The organism is Neptuniibacter sp. CAU 1671, from assembly GCF_029222905.1.
GTDB lineage: Bacteria > Pseudomonadota > Gammaproteobacteria > Pseudomonadales > Balneatricaceae > Neptuniibacter.
Genome location: NZ_JARHUE010000002.1, coordinates 30,171 through 42,563, shown reverse-complemented (window position 1 = coordinate 42,563; position 12,393 = coordinate 30,171). Strand labels below are relative to the sequence as shown.

The following is a 12,393-nucleotide window of genomic DNA, read 5'->3' as shown; positions in this document are numbered from 1 at the left end:
ACTTGGTGTAAGCTCAGCGCTAGAAGAATAACGTTTTGTAGCTGATTTGATTACGCAGTGCCGCCCACGGTTTTGAATTTCCATCCTCAAAATGACCTTGCACGACACCCGACAACATATCTGAAAATTGAACATTCAAGCTTGCAGCACTATCACACGGCTTCGTCGTTAATATCGTACTGACTTGCTTTTCAAACCAAAGTTGTGTCTGCAAATAATCATGTAGACTATTACCACTTTCCACTTTGATACTACGAGGGTCTGGTACAAACGTTATAGCTTGATGCCGAGCCATTTCATTTATTAATGAAATACCAATCATGTAGTTATACAGTTTGTTGGCATCACTTCGTATATGCAATTTTACATTTTCTTTTTTAACGGTAATCGAAATATATCGAATGTCGTCGGGATATTTTTCCCTGAGGGCACATGCTTGTTGAGCAAACCATATGCGTTCATCAACGCTCATATCAGACCACTTCTTTTCTATTGCCGTGGGCCAATTAAACTTCTTATAGAGTTTTCTGATCAGACGTTTCGGAAGGTGTTTCTTGGCAGGAGACACAGCCAGACTGGCAATTGTCAAATATCTACTTGAACCGCCGAAACGGTATGGCGATGTAAACGTCCATCCTAGGTCGCCACTTTCATCCAAGTAAATTATCATGCAACTCACTGAGTTTCAGACAAAAAAAAGCGTGACCCCTAAGTCCGACGTTTTTACAAAACGCTTACGATACACAAAGTGCGTCGCGGGTACCTTAGGATTTACTCACGCATGCGCACTATAGTCAGACATATCCGTCATTTCAAGTAAAAACATAACAAAAATGAGCTATTAACCATTACGCTAGAAGGATATCCATCATCAAAAAACGCTGGAATATCACCTGATGTCTTCGCTAGCCAAAAGCTCTCCCTGAGCCTAAATATGCCTCGCACCAGCGGTTCCCACACCATGCCGCAGGCAAGTGCCTTTTAAAGCCTTTGTCACAGATCGATACTATAAACAAAAGCCCATCCACCGATCATTATCCGGACCATTATGGAACGCTCTACTCTGCTCGACAGCCTGCGCATCTTTGCCATCACACTGGTGTTTGTGGCACACATCGGACAGTTGCTGGGGCATGTCAGCGGCGATTTTTTTGGCTTTAAAAATATCTACTATGTCAGTCTGAGTGGCGTGGGTGTGAGCCTGTTTCTGATCCTGTCAGGTCTGCTGGCCGGACTGAGCGACGGACCCAAAGACGAGGGCTATATCCGTTACCTGCTGAAGAAAATCCTGCGCATCTACCCGCTCTACCTGCTGTCAGTACCGCTGGCCATGCTCGGTTATGCACTGGGTGGCGGCCTGCTGCAGGGTGATCTGCCGGATATGTTCCCCAATGGCATCACCACCGATCTGATCGGCAGCCTGACCGGGTTTTACGCCTGGGCCGGACTCTGGGGCGGCCCCTACAACCCGCCAAGCTGGTTTATCGCCCTGATCATGTCGCTCTATGCCCTGTTCCCGCTGCTGTATTTCGCTTTCAAACGCAAGCCGCATTTCACGCTGCTGATCCTGTTTGGCATCAGCCTCGGATCACGGTATTACGTGGGCCAGTGGGGGATTCCCTTTTATCGAAAGCTCATGGCTCGATCAGATGCAGGGCTGGGTTTACCGCCAGTACGGCTTTATGCCCGGCCGCCCCGGCGACTGGTTCCCACCCTGTCGGATATTTGAATTTGGCCTAGGTATCTATCTGGCCCTGCGCCTGCCCAAAACTCTCTGGAACCGGTTTAGACTTCCCTTCAGTAAGGCGCTCCGCTGGCTGAGTGATCTGGCGTTCCCGCTGTTTCTGGTGCACTACCCGTTTCTGTTTCTGGTCACCGCGCTGATCGACCTCGGCCTGCCTGTGGTGCTGGCGATCAGTGTGTATATGGGGTTGTTGCTGGTGATGGCGTACTGGATTAACCGGCTGGATATGCGGGTTCCCCGCAAACGGGTTATTGCGCGGTTATAGGTGTTTGCTTCTAGTGTTTTTTACTGACGTAATCTCTTTGTCCACTGACGTGGAGTTAAGAGAGAACCGCTGCGCCCTCTCTTAACAATCTCTCCACAGCCCCACGCCTTGCCCGCTACGCGGGTTCCCTGCGCTACTCGCTGAAAGCGGGACGGCCAGAACTCGCTTCGCTCAAACATGCTGGCCATCTGATCCGCTTTAAGCTGCGTTGCTCGGCTGCGGCAAAGGGGCATTTATCCGTGCCACACCAAAATATCGGTGAACAAACTAATTTAAATGTGGCACCCCTCTTCCCCTTCTGCGCAGCCGAGCATTGGAAGTGAGCAGCGAAAAAAGGGCGGAACTGTCTGAGGCCGCAGGCCGAGTTTTTCGCCCGCGCTGGTCACTGAAACGCGCAGGGAAGTTGGCGTAGCCAACCCAGCAGCAGGGGCGGATGGGGATTGTTAAGGGGATTGCCGCCAATCCCCTTAACCCGCCTCAAGGCGGAAAATTGAAAAGTTTGACTGCAAACAAGAGTACTGCAAATAATGTAACCATTCATTGCGGCAATAAGCATGATTTATAGATATCTAAAAATACAAAGGAAATGTAAATGCAATATTTCAAAACCTTTTGGATTCTTACTCTAGTTATGCTCATAACTAGTTGTGAAAAACAATATTCCTCATATAACGAATGCAAAGTAAGGGAAGAACAAAAAGGCGCATCAAAATATTCTTCAGCATCATATTGCACCGATTTAGTAAGGGAAGGAAAATTTTCGTGCGGCTCAAGCCATGAGTGCAAGGCTTTAATCTCAATAGAAAAATAAATAATTAATCACATAAAAAAAGAAAGCCGGTAATCAAAGTATGTTTTGCAGAACAAAGACAAATCCGCACCTATATCTTCAGATTGATAGGCTTGCAGACGTTATGGCGCTAATACAAGTCCTATCTTTATCTAAAAATAGCCATAGAAGCGAAGAAGGGTTAGTAGAAGAATTACAAGGCGCTCCAAAATCTGCAACCTCTTGGATCGCAATAGCTAAAGAACATCCAGAATTTTTTCGAGTTAGGGGAACAGGGAAGCACAGAGTATCTATGATTGCTAGGCATGTGCTTAAAGATGACGAAAACATAAGGGAAAAACTCTCCCCTGATTTTATTGGAAAGCTACTAGAAACTGCTATCGAATTACATGATAGGCAACTTAGTAGAGATCAAAACTGGAAAACTTATATTCCTATAATTGTTTCTATAACTGCAGGAACATTCACTATCTTTGGAATTTTTTTAAATAAATGGATTTGATAAAAAACCTAACAACAACTCAAACACCCTCCCTCTATATTCCTCACTCTCATTCACCAAATGATGCCTCCCCCCCGGCACCATACACACCTCAAGACCAACAAACACACGCTTTAACACCGGCAGGTTATATTCCCAGTCCACCGTTTTATCCTCATCCCCCTGAATCACCCTGACGGCACCCGCCATCGGTGCCTGCTGTTCCAGTGCGTCGCCAAAATTCAGCATTGCCCCGACCCAGCTCATAGGAATATTGCGGTATTGCAGGGGGTCGTCGTTTTGCAGGAACTGCAGAAACGCCAGGTCGTGGCTGCAGGCGGTGAATTTGCGTGGTACCTGTTTCATAAGGCGTTTCAGAATTGGGTAACGGCGTTGGATGCTGCGCCACAGGGCCGGGCGCACCAGTGGTGCCAGCAGGATGCGGGATGCAATCGGCAACGCCAGTGCAGGGTGCAGCATCTGCTGCGCCATGATCACCGCACAGCCGGTGCTCTGGCCGATCAGGGTCAGCGGCGTTTTAAGCTGGGACTGTAGCTGGTTGATCAGGTCGGTCAGTTGCTGGGCATAGTGGCTGAAGTCGTGAATATGCAGTACCTCACCACCCGACAAACCATGCCCGGTCAGGTCGAACGCCACGACGTAATAGCCCTGCTCCAGCAACGCGCGGAACAGGTGCCGGTACAGACCCATATGGTCCATATAGCCATGTACCACCAGTGCGGTGCCCCGGCCATTGTCGGGTTGTCGGTAGTACTGCACCGCGGTGTTGATGCCTGCGCACTCCAGCAGGCCAAACTGCAGAGCATAGTCACAGGCCAGCCCATGCAGGCCATAATGTTTCAGGTAGGCGGCCACCTCGGGGGAGTGGGCGGTCGAATCAGCCAGCGTCCATGCGGGCAGCTGTTGCAGCAATTCAGCACGATCAAATGCAGACATGCCGTAAATCCCTCGGCAGACGGGTGAAAACTGACTCACCCGGGAATAGCTTGTTTTTCATAAAGAATAGCCGCATATGGGCAACATAACCCAGCTGAATACCGGGTATACATGAGATTAGGGGCGACTTTTTGCTCAATTTCCGGTAATGTTGCGTCGCATATAGCCGTACGTTTCGCTCTGAGTCAGAACTACTGTCATTATCCCGACGCAACTGACTTTCGCATCCAAACAGGGCAAGAGCTTCGAGACATTCCGGCGAATCTTTTCTCTACTTTCACACGGCTCATGGTCGCCTCGGACCAGAGCCGCGTACTACAACTGGGGCAATATCACTATGAGTCAAAGGGTAACGAGCGGTGGCCTGCAGGTCGCACAGGCTCTGTATGATTTCGTAAATAACGAAGCACTGCCAGGCACTGGCGTCACCAGCGAACAGTTCTGGGCCGGTTTTGATGCCATCGTGCATGATCTGGCACCACGTAACCGTGAACTGCTGGCCAAGCGTGATGCTATCCAGGCACAGATCGATGAATGGCACCGTGCCCGCAAGGGTCAGGCTTTCGATCTGGCAGCGTACAAATCTTTCCTGACCGAGATCGGTTACCTGTTGCCGGAAGGTGAAGACTTCACCGCCACCACCGCCAACGTTGATCCGGAAATGGCGACTATGGCTGGCCCTCAGCTGGTAGTACCTGTGATGAATGCACGTTTTGCACTGAACGCGGCGAATGCGCGTTGGGGCAGCCTGTACGATGCACTGTACGGTACTGACGCTGTGTCTGAAGCAGACGGCGCTGAGAAAACCGCTGAATACAACCCGGCCCGTGGTGCCAAGGTTATCGCCTTTGCCCGTAACTTCCTGGATGACGCTGCGCCACTGGCGACTGGCTCTCACAAGGATTCTACCGGCTACACCATCAAGGATGGCAAGCTGGTTGTCAGCATGACTGACGGCAGCGAAACCGGTCTGGCTCAGCCAGAGAAACTGGTAGGTTACCTGGGTGACACCGCTGCACCGGATTCCCTGCTGCTGGTAAACAACGGCCTGCACTTTGAAGTACAGATCGACCGTGACAGCCTGATCGGTAAAGACGATGCGGCTGGCATTAAAGACATCGTGATGGAGTCTGCTCTGACTACCATCATGGACTGTGAAGACTCCGTAGCTGCCGTAGACAGTGCTGACAAGGTTGTGGTGTACCGCAACTGGCTGGGCCTGATGAAAGGCGACCTGACTGAAGAAGTCAGCAAAGGCGGAAAAACCTTCACCCGTACCATCAACGGCGACCGCTCATACACCGGTCTGAACGGCGACACTGTGACCCTGAAAGGCCGCAGCCTGATGTTCGTCCGTAACGTAGGTCACCTGATGACCAACGAAGCGATCCTGGACAAGGATGGCAACGAAGTACCGGAAGGTATCATCGACGGTATGGTCACCACCCTGATCTCTATCCACGATATCAAGGGCAACGGCAAATTCAGCAACACCACCACTGGTTCCATGTACATCGTTAAACCGAAGATGCACGGTCCTGAAGAAGTGGCGTTTGCTAACGAACTGTTTGGTCGTATCGAAGACGCACTGGGTCTGGACCGTTTCACCATGAAGATGGGTATCATGGACGAAGAGCGTCGCACCACCGTTAACCTGAAAGAGTGTATCCGCGCGGCTAAAGAGCGTGTGGTCTTCATCAACACTGGCTTCCTTGACCGTACCGGTGACGAGATCCACACCTCGATGGAAGCGGGCCCGATGATCCGTAAAGGCGACATGAAACAGGCTGCCTGGATCAGCTCTTACGAAAACTGGAACGTCGACAACGGTCTGGCCTGTGGCCTGAGCGGTCGCGCCCAGATCGGTAAAGGCATGTGGCCGATTCCGGATCAGATGGCCAACATGCTGGATGCCAAGATCGGCCATCCGCTGTCTGGTGCCAACACCGCATGGGTTCCATCCCCAACCGCAGCCACCCTGCACGCACTGCACTACCACAAGGTAGACGTCTTTGCCCGTCAGGAAGAGCTGAAATCCCGTGCCCGTGCGTCTCTGGATGACATTCTGACCATCCCTGTCGCGCAGAACCCAAGCTGGTCTGCCGAAGAGATTCAGCAGGAACTGGACAACAACGCACAGGGTATCCTGGGTTACGTAGTACGCTGGATCGACTCCGGTGTCGGTTGTTCCAAAGTGCCTGACATCAACGATGTAGGCCTGATGGAAGACCGTGCAACGCTGCGTATCTCCAGCCAGCACATCGCCAACTGGCTGCACCACGGCATCTGCTCCAAAGAGCAGGTACTGGAAACCATGCAGCGCATGGCGGCGGTAGTTGACCGTCAGAACGGCAACGACCCACTGTACCGCCCAATGGCACCAAACTTCGATGACAGCGTTGCGTTTGCTGCAGCCTGCGAACTGGTGTTTGAAGGTACGGTTCAGCCAAACGGCTACACCGAGCCGGTCCTGCACCGTCGTCGTATCGAAGCCAAAGCCAAGTTTGGCGCGTAAGGGATTATCCCTGATCTGAAAAAGGCCGCTGATTAGCGGCCTTTTTTGTTGCCTGTAATTCAGACACGTCGGGCAAATTTCCCGAATTTCTCGGGTGCTTTGCCAATTCCCGTCACAAAAAACCCCATGCTACCGTGCCTTAGACCAATAAAAATAAGGAGTTAAGGCAATGAAAGCAGTCACTATGGCCGCTGTTCTGGGCGGCCTGATCAGCACGCAGGTTCTCGCCGGTGGTATTCAGGTAGAGGAATCCATCACGCTTAAGGCAAAACCCGCTGCAGTCTGGGCACTGGTAGGTAACTTTAACGGGCTGCACCGCTGGCACCCCGCCGTGGTGGGCAGCAGCCTTACCGCACCAGATGTGCGGGTGCTGACACTGGGCAATGGCGCCACCATTACCGAAACCCAGCTCAGCGAAGACAATGAACAACTCAGATACAGCTACCGGATTGATGCCTCACCGCTGCCGGTGGCTGACTATGAATCGATGATCAAACTTACGGCGCAAGACGATGGAACGTTGGTGACCTGGTCATCTTCATTTGATGCGGCGGGCGCCACCGATCAGGAAGCGGCCGATGTGATCCGGGGTATTTATAAGGCAGGACTGAATCAACTGAGCGCGTTTTACAACTAATCCCTTGGAGGTCAGCCGCGTTTATAACTGGCCTGGCCCCGACTGTTTTTCTCCCCAGCACTGCGGGAACAGTTGCGTCCCGCTTTTTTGGCAGCGTACAGCGCCTGATCGGCATCTTTGATCACTTCATCCGGTTCCTGATGGCGTTCCGCTTTTTCGCAGAAACCGATACTGATAGACACCTTGACGATCTCACCAGCACCCTGTCGACTGCGCTGCTCACGGCCCTGTTTGGCATCGTCAGGCCGTTTTTCACTGCGGATACGCATTGGATAGGCAGCAATCACTTCGCGCACTTCCTCAAGATAGGGTCTGGCCTGAAGTTCGGTTTTACCCGGGAACAGGATGGTGAACTCCTCTCCCCCATAACGATAGGCTTTGCCTCCGCCGTTCACCTGAGCAATCTTGGCCGCCACCATACGCAGCACCTGATCACCCACATCGTGGCCGTAGCGGTCGTTAAACTGCTTGAAGTGATCGATATCGACCATCGCCACCGTGTAGGTTCGACCCAGGGTATTCAGTTTGCTGTAGAGGGCACGGCGACCCGGAATCTCAGTCAGTTCATCAATAAACGCCATGCTGTAGGAGCTCTGAATCACCGCCACCGCCAGCACCAGCAAAGCGGCAGAAACAAACAGCGCCGAGATCAGCGGCCGGTCAAACCAGAGAATCATCACCAGTGCCGCCACCAGACTGGCGAGCAGTGCAGCATCCGCCGGGGTACGACGCATGTAGAGTGAAAACAGCACCGGGATCAGAGACAGCCCAAACACCCAGGCCGAGGCCTGACTCAGGTAGGTCTCAAGAAACAACATCTCCAGCATCGACATCGGCAACCAGGGCAGCAGGTAACCGAGCCAGTTGACCGCATCCAGCAGCACCAGAAACAGATAACCGGGAGCCAGCAGGGCCAGTTGTCGAAAGCCGGTCGCGGTAAACGCACCCTTTTCGCTGAACATCGCAATCAGAGCGGTATTGAGCGGTAGCAGTACCGACAAACCACTGAACATCACATAAGCGTCCGGGTTATCCAGACTGGTCTGCAGACCAAAACGAATCAGGGAGTAAGCAACACAGAGATTCAGGGCAGCCAGCATTATGCGGCTGCGGCGAAAACCAATCGCCAGCAACGCCACGGTCAGGCCCAGCACATAGGGCAGTTGCGCGATAATAACCTGCTGTGTATCCGGCAGCAGTGCCACCGGACTCAGGGAAAAATAGGCTGCCGGTAGCAGCAACAGCATGGGCAGCAGCAGACTGAGACGACGTAATGCCACTTGAAACGCCTTCGATAAACAATCAATCTCTACTGCTATCGGCTGCTTGAGCAAAATATTTTATTAAATTTAAACAACTGTTCGTTTAAGCCATGGTCTTTAGAAAACAAACGCAGAATTTACGCTGCCGAAAGAATATTTAAGGTTAACCCTATGAGTCTGAACGAGCTGTATGCCCGCTACGCCGCCACCCTGCCCGCGGGCACGCTGGAGTGGATCGGCGTGCGTCCTTCCCGGCGCGAACCGATGCAGAGCCTTGAGTCGACTCAGGCGTTGGCGGGACTCGGACTTGAAGGCGATCATCGCTGTACAAAAACCCCCGGCTCGGCGCGACAGGTCACACTCATCTCCCGGGAGTTTATCCAGCAGATTGCGCAACACTGCGGCTATGAGCGGATCGATCCGGCCCGGCTGCGCCGTAACCTGGTAGTCAGCGGTATCAACCTGAACGCCCTGCGCTATCAGCGTTTTCAACTGGGGGAAGCGATTCTGGAAGCGACTGCGCTCTGTCACCCCTGCTCCCGGATGGAAACGGCACTGGGACCCGGCGGAGTTGCCGCAATGCTCGGTTACGGCGGATTGTGCTGCAAAATCATTCAGGGCGGACTGATTCAGCGGGGGGATCAGTTACTCGTATTAAGTGAGACAAAAGCCCAGATGAGCCTGTTTACACCTCATCCCAATGCACCCCATTTACGTAAAGGCTAAAAAGTTGCAGAGAAGCTGTTATGCATCAGGCTGAATTGCTGGCTGAATTTATTCAAAAACACCCTCGCCTTACGGTGCTGACCGGAGCCGGTATCAGTACCGACAGCGGTATTCCGGCCTATCGCGACGAAGCCGGTGTCTGGCAACACAAGCCACCGGTGCAGCATAAGGTGTTTCTGCAGGACCATTACGCCCGCCAGCGTTACTGGGCACGCAGTCTGATCGGCTGGCCACGGATCTCCAACGCGCAACCCTCGGCGGCTCACCATGCACTGACGGACCTACAGACAAAAGGACATATCCAGCAGATCATTACCCAGAATGTGGACCGGCTGCACCAGAAAGCTGGCAGTGAAACTGTGATTGACCTGCACGGCCGGGCCGACCGGGTAAAGTGCATGAGTTGTGGCGCAGACTACAGCCGGGACGATATCCACCACCGCTCCGGCGCAGAAAACCCGGATTTCTGTGGCTTTGAAGCTACAGCCCGGCCGGATGGCGATGCGGATCTGGAAAACATCGATTTTCACCAGTTCCGGGTGCCGGACTGCGAGCAGTGTGGCGGGATTCTGAAACCGGACGTCGTGTTTTTTGGTGATAATGTGCCGAAAGAGAAGGTGTTTCACAGTCTGGAGATACTGCAGAACAGTAATGCCCTGCTGACCATTGGCACCTCACTGATGGTCTACTCCGGTTATCGCTACTGTCTGCGGGCCAGAGACTGGAACCTGCCGATCGTATCGCTGACACGGGGCATCACCCGTGCCGACCATCTGCTGCAGCTAAAACTGGATGCAGGCATTACCGAAACCCTAGAGCACACGCTCAGCTATCTGGGTGCTGAATAAACCTATCCCAGCTCCGTTCGTGTCACCAATTGCTGCTGCATCGCTACCCGCAACAATTCAATATCCGACTGCACATTGAGTTTACGTTTGATGATGTAGTGACAGTTGGCCACGGTTTTGGCGCTGATATGCAGGGTGTCGGCTATTTCTGTTTTGCTTTTGCCCTCCACCAGCATGCGCAGAATTTCAAACTCCCGGGTTGTCAGGTCGGCCAGTAACCCCTTTTCACCACCGAGCCTCTCCAGCGCCAGCGCATGAGACATATCATCACTGAGGGCGATTTTGCCCTGCATCACCTCGGTCACCGCTTTAATCAACACACTGGGTTCACTGCTTTTGGTGACATAGCCCCGGGCACCGGCTTCTATCGCTTTGGTCGCCATCGCCGGGTTCTGATGCATGCTGAAGATCAGCACCCGCGCTTTTGGGTCAAACTGGCGGATCTGGATCAGCGTGGCCAGCCCGCCCTTGCCCGGCAGGGACAGGTCGAGCACCACCAGATCAGGCTGATGCTCGCGATACAGGGCATAGGCCTGTTCACCGGAGCCGGCTTCCGCCACCAGATCGAGATTGGGCTGCCGGTTAAGTAACGCCCGGTAACCCTCGCGCACGATGGCATGATCATCTACCAACAAAATACGAATCTGACTCATGCGGAATCCCCCAGCACCACAACGGGAATTTCGATGACCACCCGCAAGCCCCCTTCAGGCAGACTGGTCATTGCCAACGTCCCCCCCAGCGCACTGACCCGCTCGCGGATGCCCAGCAGTCCGTGTCCGGGCGACTCCACAAAAGCCGAAGACAGACCCTGACCATTATCCCGAATCACTAAAATCAGGGGTGCTTTATCACTGCAGACAAGTTCCACTTCCGCTTTGGTCGCCCCGGAATGTCGGCTGATATTGGTCAGACACTCCTGCACAATGCGCAACAGATTCACCGACACCGAGGCCGGCAAGCCATCCACATCGCCCTGTAAAAACAGGCTCCAGCGGATCGCCTGGTGTTTGTTATTCCATTCATTGGTCAGGCCCCGCAGACTTTCCGCCAGTCCCAACTGCTCCAGATCAGCCGGCCGTAAACGCAGCAATAACCCCTTCACCAGATCCCGCATATGTTTTGCGATCCGGGTGATCTGGTTGGCGGGTTCCTGCAACTGGGGGTAGGAATGACGGGCATCTTCTGCCATCGCACTGGCCACGGCGCTTAGCCCGGCCAATGACTGGCCCAGTTCATCATGCAGCTCCCGGCAGAGAAAACGCCGCTCTTCCTCCTGCACATTGACCAGTTTCAGCGCCAGTGCCTGACGCTCTACCAGTGTTGATTGCAAGCTCTCAGCCAGCCGGTTGATCGCCACGCCAGTCTCCTGCCATTCGGCAATTTTGAATTCAGGTACCCGTAGAGAGAGGTCTTCCTGCACCATGCGTTGCAGGCACTGCTGCGTTATGCGGACCGGGCGCAATATCCAGTGCATCATCAGATAGAGAATGATACAGAGCGTCAGCACGATCAGGCTGACCAGTTCCATCAGGTTAGTGAGGGTTTGCCAGGCCCGACCGATTTCTACCATTTCACTGGAAGAAACCTCGATCCGCCCCTGCAGTTGTTCTTTATAGGTCACATCCAGCTGCACCGGCTGCGCGGGGGTAAACAGTTTCAGGTAGAGCGACTGAAACCACTGCGGCCAGTTCTCTTCGGTTACATCACCCAGACACAGACTACGCAGTACATCGCCCTCCCGGTTACGGTAGGTCACGCACAGTCCCGCGTGGTTAACGGACTTCTGCCACAGGTGAAAGTCCGGGAAGTGTTTCAGAAATTCAAACTGGTTGTCGATGCGGTACAGCTGCAGTTGCAGCTGTTGCTGCGCTACCACGGCAGACCGGGCAGTACGATCTCTGGACGCCTGATCCGCCTGCTGAAGGATGAAAGCCGCTGAAAAAAACAGCGCAATAATGCCTGACAGGATCACCAGCATCATCAGCAACAGGTTCAGGCGCAACACAGGCACAGGATCAACTCCGCAACAGTTTTAAGTCCCACCATTTTAGAAACCCCACCGGCTCATGAACAGGCACGTTTTAAGATCGGGCAATTTGCCCGAGTCTGTCGGTCTTTTTTCAGCTTACACTGATAACTGAGCAACCTAAGGTAGATCACACCAT

12 protein-coding genes are annotated in these 12,393 nt (G+C 53.2%); 7 read left to right on the top strand and 5 right to left on the bottom strand.

Features of this window, described 5'->3' with window-relative positions; all coding sequences use genetic code 11:
• Positions 1-19 precede the first annotated feature (19 nt).
• On the bottom strand, positions 20-658 hold the full coding sequence (locus tag P2G53_RS04130) for a DUF3800 domain-containing protein (RefSeq protein ID WP_275814219.1): 639 nt from the start codon (positions 656-658) through the stop codon (positions 20-22).
• A 390-nt stretch (positions 659-1,048) separates the two neighbouring features.
• Here P2G53_RS04130 and P2G53_RS04125 point away from each other — a divergent pair, with 390 nt between their 5' ends.
• The 3 genes from P2G53_RS04125 to P2G53_RS04115 all read left to right on the top strand — a co-directional run bounded on the left by P2G53_RS04125 (position 1,049) and on the right by P2G53_RS04115 (position 3,301).
• Complete coding sequence (locus P2G53_RS04125; RefSeq protein WP_275814217.1) at positions 1,049-1,729, top strand: acyltransferase family protein; 681 nt, start codon at positions 1,049-1,051, stop codon at positions 1,727-1,729.
• On the top strand, positions 1,683-2,009 hold the full coding sequence (locus P2G53_RS04120) for a hypothetical protein (protein ID WP_275814214.1): 327 nt from the start codon (positions 1,683-1,685) through the stop codon (positions 2,007-2,009). The genes P2G53_RS04125 and P2G53_RS04120 overlap by 47 nt, the downstream gene beginning before the upstream one ends.
• A gap of 914 nt (positions 2,010-2,923) precedes the next feature.
• The gene (locus P2G53_RS04115) at positions 2,924-3,301 is read left to right on the top strand and encodes a hypothetical protein (RefSeq protein ID WP_275814211.1); all 378 of its coding nucleotides are present in this window, start codon (positions 2,924-2,926) and stop codon (positions 3,299-3,301) included.
• Here P2G53_RS04115 and P2G53_RS04110 read toward each other — a convergent pair.
• On the bottom strand, positions 3,284-4,237 hold the full coding sequence (locus tag P2G53_RS04110; RefSeq protein WP_275814209.1) for an alpha/beta hydrolase: 954 nt from the start codon (positions 4,235-4,237) through the stop codon (positions 3,284-3,286). The two genes, P2G53_RS04115 and P2G53_RS04110, sit on opposite strands and share 18 nt — an antisense overlap.
• A gap of 337 nt (positions 4,238-4,574) precedes the next feature.
• On the opposite strand from P2G53_RS04110, the gene P2G53_RS04105 reads away from it, so the two are divergent.
• Both P2G53_RS04105 and P2G53_RS04100 read left to right on the top strand, forming a co-directional pair.
• Positions 4,575-6,752, top strand: a complete 2,178-nt coding sequence (locus P2G53_RS04105; RefSeq protein WP_275814206.1) for a malate synthase G — start codon at positions 4,575-4,577, stop codon at positions 6,750-6,752.
• A 169-nt stretch (positions 6,753-6,921) separates the two neighbouring features.
• Positions 6,922-7,389: an SRPBCC family protein gene (locus tag P2G53_RS04100; protein ID WP_275814203.1), complete on the top strand. Its 468-nt coding sequence runs from the start codon at positions 6,922-6,924 to the stop codon at positions 7,387-7,389.
• Positions 7,390-7,400: 11 nt separating this feature from the next.
• Here the strand turns inward: P2G53_RS04100 and P2G53_RS04095 are convergent, their stop codons facing one another.
• Positions 7,401-8,669, bottom strand: coding sequence for a GGDEF domain-containing protein (locus P2G53_RS04095; RefSeq protein ID WP_275814200.1), 1,269 nt, complete (start codon positions 8,667-8,669; stop codon positions 7,401-7,403).
• A gap of 153 nt (positions 8,670-8,822) precedes the next feature.
• Here P2G53_RS04095 and P2G53_RS04090 point away from each other — a divergent pair, with 153 nt between their 5' ends.
• Both P2G53_RS04090 and P2G53_RS04085 read left to right on the top strand, forming a co-directional pair.
• Positions 8,823-9,377: an MOSC domain-containing protein gene (locus P2G53_RS04090; protein ID WP_275814197.1), complete on the top strand. Its 555-nt coding sequence runs from the start codon at positions 8,823-8,825 to the stop codon at positions 9,375-9,377.
• A gap of 20 nt (positions 9,378-9,397) precedes the next feature.
• Complete coding sequence (locus P2G53_RS04085; protein ID WP_275814194.1) at positions 9,398-10,225, top strand: NAD-dependent protein deacetylase; 828 nt, start codon at positions 9,398-9,400, stop codon at positions 10,223-10,225.
• A gap of 2 nt (positions 10,226-10,227) precedes the next feature.
• Here P2G53_RS04085 and P2G53_RS04080 read toward each other — a convergent pair whose 3' ends face one another.
• Together P2G53_RS04080 and P2G53_RS04075 are read right to left on the bottom strand one after the other, a co-directional pair.
• Positions 10,228-10,878 (bottom strand): response regulator transcription factor, encoded by a 651-nt coding sequence (locus P2G53_RS04080; protein ID WP_275814191.1) that lies wholly within the window; start codon positions 10,876-10,878, stop codon positions 10,228-10,230.
• Positions 10,875-12,239, bottom strand: a complete 1,365-nt coding sequence (locus P2G53_RS04075) for a sensor histidine kinase (protein WP_275814188.1) — start codon at positions 12,237-12,239, stop codon at positions 10,875-10,877. Before P2G53_RS04075 ends, P2G53_RS04080 begins: the two co-directional genes overlap by 4 nt.
• Positions 12,240-12,393: the final 154 nt, after the last annotated feature.